Genomic DNA, 14,658 nt, shown 5'->3' with positions numbered 1-14,658 from the left:
TAAATTATAAAACAAATATTTGGAGGAATTAAAATGTCAGCAACTACAACAAATTTAAAAGAAGCAATCGTGAACCGTCGTTCTATTCGTAAAGTAACAAAAAACGATGCAATTACGAAAGAAAGAATTGAAGAAGTTTTAAAAACAGCTTTACACGCACCAACATCTTTCAATATGCAAAGTGGTCGTATGGTTGTATTAATGGATGGAGAACATGAAAAGTTTTGGGATATTGTTAAAGAAACACTAAGAGCCCGAGTACCAGCAGAAAACTTTGAAGCGACTGTAGAAAGATTAAAAGGTTTCCATACAGGTGTTGGGACTGTGTTATTCTTTGAAGATCAAGCAACAGTAGAAAAAATGCAAGAAAATGCACCATTATATAAAGATCAGTTCCCATTCTGGTCTCATCAAGGAAATGCAATGTTACAACATACTGTATGGATGTTATTATCGGCTGAAGGAATTGGTGCATCCCTGCAACACTACAATCCAATCGTAGATGCTGAAGTGAAAGAAACTTGGAACATTCCAGCAGAGTGGAGCTTAGTAGGACAAATGCCATTTGGTGAGCCAAATGAACAACCAGGAGAAAGAACATTCTTACCTACTGAAGATGTAGTGAAATTTTATTAAGAAATTTAATATATAAAAAGTTAAATAAAAGGAGAGTACATATTAGCCATATATGTGCTCTCCTTTCGTATGTAATGTTAAACACTTACTGCAAGAACAATTTCCTTCATATGAATCGAAGTCTTTCCTTACAATTACAAATCTATTATGTTTATTATTTTGAAATGACAGTAAACATCCCCGTCATGTTTGGTGAGTAATCCTTAAAATCAAATTTTTCATAGAATGATTCTTTATCTTGTGATGCAAATAAACCGACAAACGCTTTATCAGGGGCATTCTCATGTAAGTATGCAACTAAACGATGCATGATTTCTTTCCCGATACCATGTTTCTGATAATCCGGATGAACTACTATATCTTGAATATAGAAATAGATAGATTCGTCACCAACAATTCGCCCCATGCCAATTATTTGTTCATTATCTTTCACTGTGATGCAGTGAATAGAATTCTTCAGTGAAGTATCTGCTACATCAAAATTCATATAATCAGTCCATCCAACAGAATCACACAAATATTTGTACTCTTGTAGTGTTGGAATGTTATGTTTAAACTCATATGTTTTCAAAATAAACCCTCCAAGTCCTTAAATTCAACAAGTATATAAATTCGACATTTTTTTGTCTTTTCCTCTTATGTAATTGCTTTCACCTATTGAGTTTCGTACAGTTTCCTTATTTATATTTGTGTTAATTTATAAGAGTTTAGGGAAGAAATATAGAAAATAATGAAGTAGAAAGGGAAGTGGCAAAATGAATGATGAGAAAAAATATACAGTGGTAGGTACTGATGTTGAGGAAGTAAAACGTTTAAATAAAAATTCAGGGTTAACATATAATCAGGTGAAGGAATTATTAGCGAAGCAAATGAAAAAAAGAATGAATTAAATTGAAATTTTTCATTTTTTCATTTAGCATTTTAATAAGAGAGGGTTATAAGGATAACTCTCTTTTTCAATACAATTGAGCAACTTTTAGAGTGGAGGAACAACATGAAGAAGTGGGTAAAGATAACGCTGTCAATTGCTGGAGGTATTGTCCTATTGGCATGTGCCGGAGGATATTACGTGTATAAAAACTATTTTCCAAAGGAACCTGAGCGTATCGTATACGATAAAGATAGAGTGTTAAAACCGATACATAACCAGTTGAAAGGAATTAACATAGAAAACGTAAAGATAAAAGAAAAAGAAGTCGTAAATGCGACTGTAGATGAGTTTCAAAAAATGATTGATGATGGGAAATTATCATATGAAGAATTAACGAGTATATATCTTTTTAGAATACAAGAACATGATCAAAATGGAATAACATTAAATGCTGTTACAGAGATAAATCCAAATGCAATGGAAGAAGCGCGAAAGTTAGACAAAGAGAGGGATTTAAATAAGAAATCGAACTTATACGGCATGCCGGTTATCGTAAAAGATAATGTACAAACGAAAAATGTGATGCCGACAAGCGCGGGCACTTATGTGTTAAAAGATTGGATTGCAGATGAAGATGCGACGATCGTGAAGAAGTTGAAAGAAGAAGGTGCTTTTGTTTTAGGAAAAGCGAATATGTCTGAGTGGGCAAATTATTTATCTTTTACAATGCCTAGCGGATATAGCGGGAAAAAAGGACAAAATTTGAATCCATACGGTCCGATTACGTTGGATACATCGGGATCAAGTTCGGGATCTGCTACAGTAGTTGCGGCAGATTTTGCACCACTTGCAATCGGGACGGAAACGACTGGGTCAATTGTAGCACCCGCGACGCAGCAATCAGTAGTTGGGTTACGTCCATCACTAGGTATGGTGAGTAGATCTGGCATTATTCCGTTAGCTGAAACACTTGATACAGCAGGGCCGATGGCAAGAACGGTGAGGGATGCGGCAACATTATTTAATATAATGGTAAGTTATGATGAAAAAGATGCTATGACAGAAAAAATGAAAGATAAAGAAAGAATTGATTATACGAAGGACTTATCAATAGACGGATTGAAAGGGAAAAAAGTAGGAGTTCTTTTTTCAATAGATCGACAAGATGAGAATAGAAAAAAAGTAGCAGAAAAGATTAGAAAAGACCTTCAAGATGCAGGTGCGATATTGACTGATGATATTCAGTTAAACGATGGGGGAGTAGATAATCTGCAAACATTAGAATATGAGTTCAAACATAATGTTAACGATTATCTTGCACAGCAAAAAAATGTACCGGTAAAATCGCTAGAAGAGATTATAGCGTTTAATAAAAAGGATAGTAATAGACGAATAAAATACGGACAAACATTAATTGAGGGATCTGAAAAATCTGCTATAACGAAAGATGAGTTTGAAAAAATAGTGCGATCGAGTCAAGAAAATGCAAGAAAAGAGCTAGATAGATATTTAGTAGAAAAAGGTTTGGATGCTTTAGTTATGATTAACAACGAAGAAGTTCTTCTATCAGCTGTAGCTGGCTATCCAGAATTAGCGGTGCCAGCAGGATATGATAACAATGGAGAGCCAGTAGGTGCAGTGTTTGTCGGGAAGCAATTTGGTGAAAAGGAACTCTTCAATATGGGATATGCGTATGAGCAACAGTCTAAAAATAGAAAATCACCAAAACTGTAAAAAGGTAAACGAAAAAAAGCTCTATGAGTGGGGTAATATGAAAAGAATCTAACAATATAAAAAGAAAAAAAGGATTCTTCTCAATTAGTAAGAAAGATTGTCTATAGAAGTTCATAAAATGTAATATATTCAATTTCCATCCATTGAAGGGGGAGGTTAAATCTTAATGAATGAAGTGAAAAATTTCTTTCGAAGTAGAGGGTTCCAACGGTTTCTCGTTTTAATAATAGTAGCGCTTGTATTATATGGATTAAAAAGTATGATTAATTTAATATTAATTACGTTCATACTGACATTTTTAATGGATCGGTTTCAACGTTTTATTTCAAAGAAATTGAAAGTGAATCGGAAAATTGTTATCGCATGTTTGTATATAATATTAGTTACGTTTATCGGCACAACATTATATAAATATTTACCTGTGCTAACGATACAAATTTCCCAATTGATTTATCAGTTTAGGTTGTTTTTTCAAAATCCACCTGATAATGAAATCATTAAATATGCACTGTCAACTATTAATGGGATGGAAGTATCAAAATATATAGAACAAGGTGTAGATGTCATCTATCAATCGATTGCAAATATAGGAAAAGTCAGTTTGCAAATACTCCTCTCTCTTATTCTAAGTTTATTTTTCTTGTTAGAAAAAGAACGCATAATATCATTTACTTCGAAATTTAAAGATAGTAGTCTGAAGGTTTTTTATGAGGAGATTGCTTATTTTGGTGAAAGGTTTGCAAGATCGTTCGGTAAAGTAATTGAAGCACAGTTTTTAATTGCGGTTGTCAATTGTGTACTCACTGTAATTGCACTTGTGATTTTAGGATTTCCGCAGCTTCTTGTATTGGCTGTCATGGTCTTTCTACTCGGTTTGATTCCTGTTGCCGGTGTAATCATTTCTTTGTTTCCACTTTGTATTATTGCTTATAACGTAGGCGGGGTAATGTACGTTGTATACATACTTGTGTTCATTACAGTAATCCATGCTCTTGAAAGTTATTTTTTAAATCCGAAGTTTATGTCTGCGAAAACGAATTTGCCAATCTTTTATACATTTATGATTCTCATTTTCTCAGAACATTTCCTTGGAATATGGGGGCTTATTATCGGTATACCAATCTTCATTTTCTTATTAGATGTACTTGATGTAAACAATGAGGAACAGTTTAAAAAATAGGAAATGATAGAAAATAACTGATGTTTTCAAGGAATAATCAAAAAAGCAACCCAAAATAAATTGGATTGCTTTTTTGCATACACGATTAAAGAACTGGAGCCATTGTTTCTTTTAATACTTGAACAGAGTGATCGAATTTTAATTCTTCTTCTTCACTTAATTCCACTTCTAAAATTTCACGAACACCGCCGCGATTTAAAACAGCAGGTACGCCGATATAAACATCTTTTTGACCGTATTGGCCTTCTAAGTAAGCTGATACTGTTAATACGCTATTTTCGTCGTTTAAAATCGCCTTTGTAACACGTAGAAGTGACATACCAATACCATAGTAAGTTGCACCTTTTCGCTCGATAATATGGTAAGCTGCATCACGAACGTTTATGAAGATTTTGTCTAAATCTTCTTGCGTGTATGTGTTGTCTTTATCAAGAAGCGTTTGTAATTTTTGAATACCGACTGATACGTGACTCCAAACAGGAAGTTCCGTATCACCATGTTCACCGATAATATAAGCATGAATGTTGTGTGGACCAATATCGAAATACTCACCTAACATATAGCGGAAACGAGCAGAATCAAGAGTTGTACCAGAACCGATTACGCGTTCTTTCGGTAAACCAGATTCTTTCCAAGTTACGTAAGTTAAAATATCGACAGGGTTAGTTGCGATTAAGAAGATACCATCAAATCCGCTATCCATAATACTACGAACGATTTGTTTAAAGATTTTCGCGTTTTTCTCAACTAAATCTAAACGTGTTTCGCCTGGTTTTTGTGGTAATCCAGCCGTAATGACTACAAGATCAGCATCTTTACAATCTTCGTAGCTGCCTTTCCATACTCTAGTTGGAGCTGGAGCAAATGGAACAGCATGACTTAAATCCATCGCTTCTCCTTCAGCTTTTGCCTCGTTTACATCAACTAAAACAAATTCTTCAGCTACAGCTTGGTTAATCATGCAGTAAGCATAACTACATCCAACTGCTCCTGTTCCTACTAATACTACACGGTTAATCCCTTTTTTCATTTCAAAATTCCTCGCAATTTCATTGATTTTATTATGTAAGATAATACGTCTTACTTCTATAGATTCATATCTAGTTTATTACATTTTATAAAAGATATTCAAGTATTTGAAAATGTATCCGTGCAATTTCTTGCACGAAACATAGGAAGTAAGTGAACCGAATATAATGCAATAAAATCCTTTATCGAAGGGGAAAAGGGCATGATGCAGCCATTAACGATGGAAAGAATGCTCCATATTATTAATGTGGGGCTCGTTAAAACGAATAATCCAAAGCAGATTATTATCGCTGGCGCAGGAATTTCAGGATTAGTTGCAGCATCGTTATTGAAAGAAGCAGGGCATAACATAACAATTTTAGAAGCGAATAACCGAATAGGCGGAAGGATATATACGATCCGTGAACCGTTTAGCAGAGGCTTATATTTTAATGCAGGGCCAATGCGAATTCCTGAAACACACGAGTTAACTTTAGCTTACATTCGTAAATTTAAATTACCATTAAATCTTTTTATAAATAAAACCGCTTCAGATATTATTTATACGAATAATATTAAAGCGAGATTGAGCGTATTTGAAAAAAATCCAAGTATACTTGGATATCCAATTTTAGAGAATGAAATAGGGAAAACGGCAGAAGAGCTAATGTTAGTAGTGCTAGAACCAATACTTAATTTTATAAAAAAAGATCCTAATAAAAACTGGATCATCGTTGAAACAAAGTATAAAACATATTCGCTCGGATCATTTTTAAGTGAGTATTATTCAGATGGAGCAATAGATATGATTGGGGTACTTCTAGATATGGAAGCATATATGGGAATGTCTTTAATTGAAGTATTACGTGAAATGATCTTTTTTACGTCAACGACAAAATATTACGAGATAACGGGCGGAATGGATACATTACCAAATTCATTTTTACCGGAGTTAAAAGATAATATTTTTATGTCGTATAAAGTAGAAAAAATTATACAGGAAGATAATAAAGTGATGATGCAAGTAACAAGTGAACAAACGTTACATCCATTTATGGTGACAGGCGACATTGCTATTATCACAATTCCATTTTCAGCGTTACGATTTGTAGAAGTTCAGCCATATCATTTATTCTCTTATTTTAAAAGACGAGCAATTCGTGAATTAAATTATATTGCTGCAACTAAAATTGCGATAGAATTTAAAAGTAGATTTTGGGAGAAAGCGAGACAGTGTGGCGGTAAATCTATTACAGATTTACCTATACGATTTACATATTATCCGAGTTATGGTATTCATACACCAGGGACAGCTATCGTTTTAGCGAGTTATACATGGGCAGATGAGGCGTTAACGTGGGATAGTCTCCCGCAAAGAGATCGTATTCGTTACGCATTAAAAAATTTAGCGGAAATATACGGCGACATCGTCTATAGTGAGTTTGTTACTGGAACATCTTTTAGCTGGAGCCAAAATCCGTATTCTTGCGGCGCATTTACGGCTTTCGAACCAGGTCAAGAGTTAGAGTTATTTCCGTATATTACGCCGCCAGCTGGCAAAGTACACTTTGCAGGAGAGCATACGACATTAACACATGGATGGATGCAAGGAGCAATAGAGTCTGGAATTCGAGTTGCTTATGAAGTAAACGAACAGTGAAGATATATTTACAAATCACTATTCTTTTAATAAAATGATTAATATAAATCGTAATTATTACGCTTTGAATACGTTTGAAATAAAGAAATGGATGGTTGATCAAATGAAAAAAGTAGAAATTCATATATTAGGTGGCTTTTTAGGAAGTGGAAAATCAACATTATTACAAAATTTATTGTTAGCGGAAAAAAAGAAGAATAGAAAAGTTGCAGTATTAATGAATGAAATTGGTGAATACTCGGTAGATACAGATATTATTGGAAAAGAGAATGTTTTAAGGGAACTTCTGAAAGGATGTATTTGTTGTACGCTAAAAGAAGAGCTTGAAATACAATTACACTCGTTATATCAGCAAGAAAGACCAGATGTCATTTATATAGAAACGACAGGTGTTGCACATCCAATTGAAGTATTAGATGCGTGTGTATCACCAATTTTAGCACCTTTCTTAGAAGTGAAATCAATTGTCGTCGTTTTAGATGCAGTAAGGTGGTTAAATCGAAGAGTATTAAGTGCAAACGTTCAGCAATTATTGCATGAGCAACTAAAGTTTGGTAGCCACATTTTAATTAATAAATCAGATTTACTAACAGATGCGGATAAGAACAAAGTAATTGAAGAAGTGAAAGCAATAAATAATCATGCGAAATTGTTTGAAACAAAATATTGTAATATATCTTTAGAAGACATAGAAGAAGCTGAATTTACGAATGATGGGGAACATGAGACACTACATGTAAAACAGCATTTACATATACAAACGATGACATATCAATTTACGAAATCGATTGATCAAGATAAATTATACGAATGGCTTTCGAATTTACCAGATAGTATTTATCGTGTAAAAGGATTTGTGAAATTCCATGGAGATAAATACCCGCACTTATTCCAATATTCATTTGGGGTACCAACTTTACTGGAACAAGATTTCGGTTTCCCGACGAACTTGGTAGTAATAGGAGAAGGGCTAGATAAGAAACAATTGGCTGAAGGGTTAGAGAAAGTAGAAAATAATTAAGTGTTTTTTAGATAGGCTGCAATAATTGACTTAAGAACTTAAGTTAATTATTGTAGCTTTTTTCGTGATTAATACTGTAACGAAACAGTATTTTCAACTGGGAAGCAGAATATATATTGATTGTATGTCCGTTTCCATTAAATAGGAAGGTGATTATAGATTTGTGCCGAATGTAGAGGATACCACAAGAGTTTTCCATTACCTATCTTATAGTTAGTCATGATTACGGACAGGGGACTTTGGCGTGTTTGACTCTATCAGAAAGTAAAGTATGGGGAGGATCACAATGTCGATGAAAAAACGTAAATGGCTAAGAACGGTGGCTACTGGTTGTATTTTAGGTTCGTTATTAATAACGGCAGCTTGTTCAGGAAAGAAAACAAGTACAGAGGATGAAAAGACGATTAAGGTAGGGGTTCTTGCTTCATTAACAGGTCCATTAGAATCGTATGGAAAACAAACGGTGAACGGATTTGAATTAGGGTTAGACTATGCAACGGGTGGAACTGGGAAAGTGGAAGGGAAGAAGATTAAGTTTGTTGTAGAAGATACGGAAACGAAAGCAGAGGTAGCGGTTAAAAAAGCTACGAAGTTATTAGAAGAAGAGAAAGTCGATTTTTTAGTCGGATCTTCTAGTTCAAGTGATACATTAGCAGTTTTACCACTAGCTGAAGAATATGAAAAAATAATGGTTGTAGAACCGGCAGTTGCTGATAGTATTACCGGAAAGAATTGGAATAAGTATGTTTTTAGAACAGGAAGAAGTTCTTCGCAAGATGCGATTGCAGGAGCAGCCGCAATCGCCAAAAAAGATGTAAAGATTGCGACGTTTGCCCCAGATAATGCATTTGGCCGTGAAGGAATTGCAGCATTTAAAGCTGGAGCAAAGAAATTAGGTGCGAATATTGTAAACGAGCAATATGCTGATATAAATTCGACTGACTTCACTGCAAATATTCAAAATATCATTAGCTCAAAACCAGATTATTTATTTATCGTTTGGGCAGGTGCGAATTCACCTTGGAAACAGTTGAAAGATATGAATGTGGAAGCGCAAGGTATTAAAATTTCTACCGGTGCACCAGATATACCGGCATTAAAAACGATGGATGCGTTAGTAGGAATGCAAGGTTTTTCTGTTTATTATCATACACTCCCGAAAAATAAGGTGAATGATTGGTTAGTGGAAGAACATAAAAAACGATTTAATGGTGCGGTGCCAGATTTATTTACAGCAGGTGGAATGTCAGCGGCAATTTCTATTGTAGAAGCTTTAAAGAAATCAAAAGGGGATACAGATGTAGATATGTTGATTAAGAAAATGGAAGGAATGGAATTTGATACACCGAAAGGAAAGATGAAGTTTAGAGAAAAGGATCACCAAGCGATGCAGACACTTTATTCTATCACATTGAAAAAGCAAGATGGTGTTGACTATCCGGTGCCAGTACTAGAGCGAGAATTAACGATGAAAGAGACAGAACCACCAATTCAAAATAAATAGACTGAATTTTCTGTTGTTTTTGTATAAAGAGGGGATACCCTCTTTATACGTATTTCTTTCATACTTAAAGCTTTAAAGGGAGGGATTTCGTGACACATTTGCTTGAAACGAAAAATCTTAGCGTATCTTTTGGTGAACATCATGTTATTAAGGATGTGAATTTGACAGTACAAAAAGGAAAGCTCATTTCCATTATTGGACCAAATGGTGCAGGAAAGACAACGTTATTTAATTTACTAAGTGGGCAAATTTCTCCAACAAAGGGTGAAGTGTATTTTAAAGGACAAGAGATTACAAATTTATCAATTTCAGATCGAACTCGATTAGGAATTGGTCGTTCTTTTCAACTTACAAATATATTCCCAGAGTTAACGGTACTTGAAAATGTTCGATTAAGTGTTCAATCATTCGTGCAAGATTACTATAGTTTTTTTCCGAGTTCGGCAAAATTTAAGCAACAAGTGGGAGAGGCGAGACGTTTTTTAAAAACAGTCTTACTTCACGAGAAAGAACATGTATTAGCGAAAGATTTAGCGCATGGAGAAAAACGAAAGTTAGAGCTTGCGATGTTACTAGCTTTAAAAACGGATGTATTACTACTTGATGAGCCGACGGCAGGTATATCAGTTGAGGAAGTACCGGCTATTTTACAAGTGATTGAAAATATTAAGAAACATCCAGAGAGTACAATTGTACTTATTGAACACAAAATGGATATGGTACTAGGTTTGTCAGACTATCTTATCGTTTTATTCCATGGAGAGCTATTGGCTGAAGGTTTGCCCGAAGAGATTATGAAAGATGAGCGTGTACAAAGTGCTTATTTAGGGGGATTATATAGTGGCACTATTACAAGTAAATAATATAGAGACGTATTTAGATCAGTTTCATATTTTACAAGGGGTATCTCTTGCTGTTGAGAAAGGAACGATTACTGTACTGTTTGGAAGAAATGGGGCAGGGAAGACTACGACATTACGTTCGGTTATGGGATTTCACCATATCGCACATGGTGAAATTTATTATGATCGTACACAAGTAAATGGATTATCTACACATTTAATTTCAAGGAAAGGAATAGGGTATGTACCAGAGAATCAAGGTATTTTTCACGATTTGACAGTAGAAGAAACATTCGCTCTTGCTAGGGGTAAGGGAGAAGAAGCGGAAGAGAAAATTGAGTGGATGCTTGAACTATTTCCAGATTTAAAGCAGTTTTGGCACAAAAAAAGTGGACTCTTAAGCGGAGGACAAAAACAAATGCTAGCAATTTCAAGAGCATTTATTAATAGTGATGGTTTATTACTTATTGATGAGCCGAGTAAAGGCTTGTCCCCTATTATGATAGAAAAATTAATGATAGCTATTTTAAAAATGAAGGAGAAAACAACAGTTTTACTCGTTGAACAAAATTTTATGATGGCTAGTCAAATTGGGGATTACTTTTATATTATGGATAACGGAAAAATTGTTCATAACGGTTTTATGCATGAATTAAAAGAGGATAAGGAAATGTGTCACAAATATTTAGGAATCTCTTAACATGAATCCGGGGTGAGAAGAATGGATGTGTTAATCAATTTATTTGTAAACGGGATTTCAACAGGGATGCTTATTTTTTTATTAGCATCAGGTCTTTCACTTATTTTCGGTTTAATGAGCGTTCTAAACTTCGCACATGGTGGTTTATTTGCGTGGGGAGCGTTTACAGGTGTTTGGTTATTTAATATGACAGGTAGTTATGTATTAGCGTTAATTGGAGCGATCGCAATGGGGATGTTTCTTGGATTCATTTTAGAAAGATTCCTTATTAGACCGGTATATGGAAATCACGTTCGCCAGCTTCTTGTAACGCTTGGAGGAATGCTTGTACTTAGTGAATGTATTAAAATATTTTGGGGGCCAAATCCAATTGGTGCTAAATTACCGTTATGGTTACAAGGTAGTTATACATTTGAAGGCGTTATATTAATTAAATATCGTCTATTCGTTATTTTAATTGGGATCATCATTTACATTGCCTTACTATTATTGCTCAAAAAAACAAAGATAGGTCTAATGATCCGCGCTGGTGTAATAGATAAAGAGATGGTTCAAGCGCTCGGTATTAACGTAAAAGCAATATTTTCTTTCGTCTTTTTATTAGGAGCAGGGATGGCAGCGTTGGGAGGCTTCTTATTAGCGCCGTATTCAGGCGTTATTTTCGCCGAGATGGGTATGCAGTATGCGATTTTAGCTTTCATAGTAGTAATCATTGGAGGATTAGGAAGCGTACAAGGTTCAGCAATCGCATCTTTAATTGTCGGATTAGCGGGTGCCTTTACAGCGTATTTTATACCGGATTTATCACTTGCAATCAATATGTTAATGTTACTATTTTTCTTAATAGTGAAGCCAAACGGACTTGTTGGTGAAAAGGGGTGAAATGGTGAACAGCACATCAAATCGAATTAAAGTATACTTCGGAGTATTTATGCTCATTTGTTTAAGTGTATTTCCATTCGTAAATGATTCACGGAGCTTGTTAATTTTGTTCACTCAAATCTTCATCTTTGCTATTTTTGCAATGAGTTTTGATGTATTGCTTGGGTATACAGGAATTGTATCGTTCGGCCATTGTATGTTCTTTGGTATAGGAGCATATGGGGTAGCACTTTTATTTGATCGGCAAGGAGTATCCATAACGAACTTTTTAATAGGGATAGTAGCTGCAATTATCATTTCAGCAATTGTTAGTTATATAATCGGTTTGCTTTCGTTACGGCTGAAAAGTCATTTTTATGCAATGTTAACACTTGCTATTTCACAGTTGTTTTTCGTACTTGCTGAAAAGTGGCGCGGGCTTACTCACGGAGGGGATGGTTTTACATTTGGTGTACCAGACTTATTCCGTGATCGTTTTAACTTTTATTATGTAACACTTATATGTTTAATTGTCATTTTTATTCTGTTACGTCTTTTCACAAAATCTTCTATTGGAAAAGTATTAAAGGCAATTTCACAAAATGAGCAACGTGTTGAAGCATTAGGATATAAAGTTCTTCATTATAAAATTATTGCTAGTATTGTTGCAGGAGTAGTTGCTACGATTAGCGGTGGTTTATTTGTTATCACACTACGCTTTGTTAATACGACTGTATTTTCAATTGAAATGACATTAAATGCATTATTGATGACAATGATTGGAGGCGTTGGAACGTTAATTGGAGCAATTGCTGGAGCTGGAATTATTGAATCACTGAAATATTATTTATCAGAACTAGCCACAGCGTATCCGATTTTTGAAAGATGGACAATTATTCTTGGTTTATTGTACATTATCGTCTTGCTAGTTTTTCCGAAAGGATTAGTTGGCACGATTAAGAGACTGAAGAATGTGAAACAGAGTAAGAAGGAGAAAAGTGCAGAAGTGGAGCAAAATGTGTGAAAAATCAATTGTATAGAATATGAAAATCCCTCTTTATAGATTCGTAAAGGAGGGATTTTTATTGGCGTATGTAATTAGTTAGTTTGATAGCTCTTCTATTAATCAAATAGTTCATCAGGGATTTGTTTTAAAGAGTTTTCATTTGTAAAAAAATGAACAGCTAATTTCTCAACTGGAATATCTTCAATTGGTTCCAATTTATCATTTCTAATCGGTAAAAAGGCTATTCCGTTGCCATCGTTTATAAAATCTTCAATGAGTGAATAAGAATCTAATTGCTGAAGTTGATGCTGAGATAGATTATTTTCTTTTAGAAATTGTATCGTCTTATTTCTAAAAGGGCACTTTTTGTCATTGCTAACGAAGAAGAGTTCCTTTGAAAAGTCAATGGTACACTTTTCTTTCGCTTTTAATAAGCCTATAGAAATTGAAGTGGAAAATACTTTTTTAAACGCTGTGTCCGGATAATCCTCATAAGTAATGACCATATCAACGTTTTGTTGCTGCAGTAATTTTTGCAAATGACTACTATTTTCTACATATATTTGATAATTCCTGAAATTTTCTTTAATACGCTTACTTACATAATTAGTCAAAATAGATTGTGACGTCGCAATTATATAAGAAGAACCATTCGTTTTAATTTTATCTTTTGCTTCTTCTACTAGAGCTAATATTTGATTCGTGTAGTCTAATAAAATGTCACCGGAAGGTAATAAGGAAACGCCTTTGTTATCTCTATGTAGTAAAGGAGTTTCTAATTCTTGTTCTAATTTTTTGATTCGCTCAGTTACGTTTGGCTGAACATATCCTAACTCTTTAGCAGCTTTACTAATAGAACCTTCACTAGCTACAGTTTTGAATATAATAAGATCATTTATTTCCATGTATCACAGCTCCTTATAAGGTATCATTATAAATGATATCAAACATAATTTATACCTATTTTACGTTAGTCAATCATCGGTTTATCATTGTGTATATAAGATAGAAAGTGAGTGATAAACATGATTGGAATGCAATATAAGGTTATTTTGCCAAAGGATTATGACATGGAAATTATTAAAAAAAGGGTAAAGGATAATGGATATAAAACTGATGGTTTTCAAGAATTGAATTTCAAAGCATATTTAATTACTGAGGCAGGTAAGGATGGGAATTTCTATAACTGTTATGCACCGTTATATATTTGGAATGGTCATGAAGGAATGAACAAATTTATCTTTGAAGGGTATTACGATAATATTTTACAATCTTTTGGGTGGCAACAAATCAATATAGGTGTTCCATTCGTTGTTAATCTAAGTGATGATTTTAAGAAATGTAAGTATGTTGTTGAATATGTGGGAAGTATTTCTCAAAAAAATTCATTGATTGGGACTCAATTTAATATTTTTAATAAGAATGTCCAGAATACAGAAAATTGTAAAGGGAATGTAATAGTGTATAACTCAGATAAGTGGGGATATAGTCAGTTTGAATTTTATGAAGTAAAGCCTGAAATTGAAGAGATAGAGGGTATTACAATATATGAGGTTTTACACATTTCACAGTAGATGCGGAATTGAAATATAAATAAATTATTTATAAAAAATCCATTTTGATTCAAGTAATAAT

At 34.0% G+C, this 14,658-nt stretch carries 15 protein-coding genes; 12 read left to right on the top strand and 3 right to left on the bottom strand.

Annotated features, from left to right (window positions below):
- Window positions 1-33 precede the first annotated feature (33 nt).
- Window positions 34-636, top strand: a complete 603-nt coding sequence (locus ACUN0F_RS24075) for a nitroreductase family protein (protein WP_001277030.1) — start codon at window positions 34-36, stop codon at window positions 634-636.
- 154 nt (window positions 637-790) lie between these two features.
- Here ACUN0F_RS24075 and ACUN0F_RS24070 read toward each other — a convergent pair whose 3' ends face one another.
- Entirely contained in the window at window positions 791-1,207 is a 417-nt protein-coding gene (locus tag ACUN0F_RS24070; RefSeq protein ID WP_445540308.1) for a GNAT family N-acetyltransferase, read from the bottom strand.
- Between the two features lie 184 nt (window positions 1,208-1,391).
- Between ACUN0F_RS24070 and ACUN0F_RS24065 the strand changes: the two genes are divergently transcribed.
- The 3 genes from ACUN0F_RS24065 (at window position 1,392) to ACUN0F_RS24055 (ending at window position 4,421) form a co-directional block, all read left to right on the top strand.
- Window positions 1,392-1,526, top strand: a complete 135-nt coding sequence (locus ACUN0F_RS24065) for a hypothetical protein (RefSeq protein ID WP_283885315.1) — start codon at window positions 1,392-1,394, stop codon at window positions 1,524-1,526.
- A gap of 104 nt (window positions 1,527-1,630) precedes the next feature.
- Window positions 1,631-3,241, top strand: a complete 1,611-nt coding sequence (locus tag ACUN0F_RS24060; protein WP_445540307.1) for an amidase family protein — start codon at window positions 1,631-1,633, stop codon at window positions 3,239-3,241.
- 166 nt (window positions 3,242-3,407) lie between these two features.
- Window positions 3,408-4,421 (top strand): AI-2E family transporter, encoded by a 1,014-nt coding sequence (locus tag ACUN0F_RS24055; RefSeq protein ID WP_087980217.1) that lies wholly within the window; start codon window positions 3,408-3,410, stop codon window positions 4,419-4,421.
- Window positions 4,422-4,506: 85 nt separating this feature from the next.
- On the opposite strand, the gene ACUN0F_RS24050 is transcribed toward ACUN0F_RS24055, so the two are convergent.
- On the bottom strand, window positions 4,507-5,451 hold the full coding sequence (locus ACUN0F_RS24050; RefSeq protein ID WP_000715320.1) for an L-lactate dehydrogenase: 945 nt from the start codon (window positions 5,449-5,451) through the stop codon (window positions 4,507-4,509).
- Between the two features lie 201 nt (window positions 5,452-5,652).
- Here ACUN0F_RS24050 and ACUN0F_RS24045 point away from each other — a divergent pair, with 201 nt between their 5' ends.
- From ACUN0F_RS24045 to ACUN0F_RS24015, 7 genes are all read left to right on the top strand, one after another.
- Complete coding sequence (locus tag ACUN0F_RS24045) at window positions 5,653-7,089, top strand: flavin monoamine oxidase family protein (RefSeq protein ID WP_445540306.1); 1,437 nt, start codon at window positions 5,653-5,655, stop codon at window positions 7,087-7,089.
- A 103-nt stretch (window positions 7,090-7,192) separates the two neighbouring features.
- On the top strand, window positions 7,193-8,110 hold the full coding sequence (locus ACUN0F_RS24040) for a CobW family GTP-binding protein (RefSeq protein WP_046959140.1): 918 nt from the start codon (window positions 7,193-7,195) through the stop codon (window positions 8,108-8,110).
- A gap of 286 nt (window positions 8,111-8,396) precedes the next feature.
- Window positions 8,397-9,614 (top strand): substrate-binding domain-containing protein, encoded by a 1,218-nt coding sequence (locus ACUN0F_RS24035; RefSeq protein WP_445540305.1) that lies wholly within the window; start codon window positions 8,397-8,399, stop codon window positions 9,612-9,614.
- 89 nt (window positions 9,615-9,703) lie between these two features.
- Window positions 9,704-10,477, top strand: a complete 774-nt coding sequence (locus ACUN0F_RS24030; protein ID WP_264461233.1) for an ABC transporter ATP-binding protein — start codon at window positions 9,704-9,706, stop codon at window positions 10,475-10,477.
- Window positions 10,455-11,156 carry a branched-chain amino acid ABC transporter ATP-binding protein gene (locus ACUN0F_RS24025; RefSeq protein ID WP_001196686.1) on the top strand — a complete coding sequence of 234 codons (702 nt, stop codon included), beginning with the start codon at window positions 10,455-10,457 and terminating at the stop codon, window positions 11,154-11,156. Before ACUN0F_RS24030 ends, ACUN0F_RS24025 begins: the two co-directional genes overlap by 23 nt.
- A gap of 21 nt (window positions 11,157-11,177) precedes the next feature.
- Window positions 11,178-12,038 carry a branched-chain amino acid ABC transporter permease gene (locus tag ACUN0F_RS24020; protein ID WP_445540304.1) on the top strand — a complete coding sequence of 287 codons (861 nt, stop codon included), beginning with the start codon at window positions 11,178-11,180 and terminating at the stop codon, window positions 12,036-12,038.
- A 49-nt stretch (window positions 12,039-12,087) separates the two neighbouring features.
- Window positions 12,088-13,041 carry a branched-chain amino acid ABC transporter permease gene (locus ACUN0F_RS24015; RefSeq protein WP_033662677.1) on the top strand — a complete coding sequence of 318 codons (954 nt, stop codon included), beginning with the start codon at window positions 12,088-12,090 and terminating at the stop codon, window positions 13,039-13,041.
- Between the two features lie 98 nt (window positions 13,042-13,139).
- Here the strand turns inward: ACUN0F_RS24015 and ACUN0F_RS24010 are convergent, their stop codons facing one another.
- On the bottom strand, window positions 13,140-13,928 hold the full coding sequence (locus tag ACUN0F_RS24010; protein ID WP_000405002.1) for a LysR family transcriptional regulator: 789 nt from the start codon (window positions 13,926-13,928) through the stop codon (window positions 13,140-13,142).
- Window positions 13,929-14,048: 120 nt separating this feature from the next.
- Between ACUN0F_RS24010 and ACUN0F_RS24005 the strand changes: the two genes are divergently transcribed.
- Window positions 14,049-14,597: a DUF4865 family protein gene (locus ACUN0F_RS24005; RefSeq protein WP_445540303.1), complete on the top strand. Its 549-nt coding sequence runs from the start codon at window positions 14,049-14,051 to the stop codon at window positions 14,595-14,597.
- Window positions 14,598-14,658: the final 61 nt, after the last annotated feature.

Source organism: Bacillus sp. 1A, assembly GCF_052682215.1.
Note: the sequence above shows the minus strand (reverse complement) of the source record. Positions and strands in the feature narration are given on the sequence as shown.

Excerpts from the sequence above, each read along its gene's own strand:
- ACUN0F_RS24010 (WP_000405002.1), bottom strand. The coding sequence starts at position 13,928 with ATGGAAATAAATGATCTTATTATATTCAAAACTGTAGCTAGTGAAGGT.
- ACUN0F_RS24065 (WP_283885315.1), top strand. The coding sequence starts at position 1,392 with ATGAATGATGAGAAAAAATATACAGTGGTAGGTACTGATGTTGAGGAA.
- ACUN0F_RS24040 (WP_046959140.1), top strand. The coding sequence starts at position 7,193 with ATGAAAAAAGTAGAAATTCATATATTAGGTGGCTTTTTAGGAAGTGGA.
- ACUN0F_RS24050 (WP_000715320.1), bottom strand. The coding sequence starts at position 5,451 with ATGAAAAAAGGGATTAACCGTGTAGTATTAGTAGGAACAGGAGCAGTT.
- ACUN0F_RS24075 (WP_001277030.1), top strand. The coding sequence starts at position 34 with ATGTCAGCAACTACAACAAATTTAAAAGAAGCAATCGTGAACCGTCGT.
- ACUN0F_RS24020 (WP_445540304.1), top strand. The coding sequence starts at position 11,178 with ATGGATGTGTTAATCAATTTATTTGTAAACGGGATTTCAACAGGGATG.
- ACUN0F_RS24045 (WP_445540306.1), top strand. The coding sequence starts at position 5,653 with ATGATGCAGCCATTAACGATGGAAAGAATGCTCCATATTATTAATGTG.
- ACUN0F_RS24015 (WP_033662677.1), top strand. The coding sequence starts at position 12,088 with ATGCTCATTTGTTTAAGTGTATTTCCATTCGTAAATGATTCACGGAGC.
- ACUN0F_RS24005 (WP_445540303.1), top strand. The coding sequence starts at position 14,049 with ATGATTGGAATGCAATATAAGGTTATTTTGCCAAAGGATTATGACATG.
- ACUN0F_RS24035 (WP_445540305.1), top strand. The coding sequence starts at position 8,397 with ATGTCGATGAAAAAACGTAAATGGCTAAGAACGGTGGCTACTGGTTGT.
- ACUN0F_RS24055 (WP_087980217.1), top strand. The coding sequence starts at position 3,408 with ATGAATGAAGTGAAAAATTTCTTTCGAAGTAGAGGGTTCCAACGGTTT.
- ACUN0F_RS24060 (WP_445540307.1), top strand. The coding sequence starts at position 1,631 with ATGAAGAAGTGGGTAAAGATAACGCTGTCAATTGCTGGAGGTATTGTC.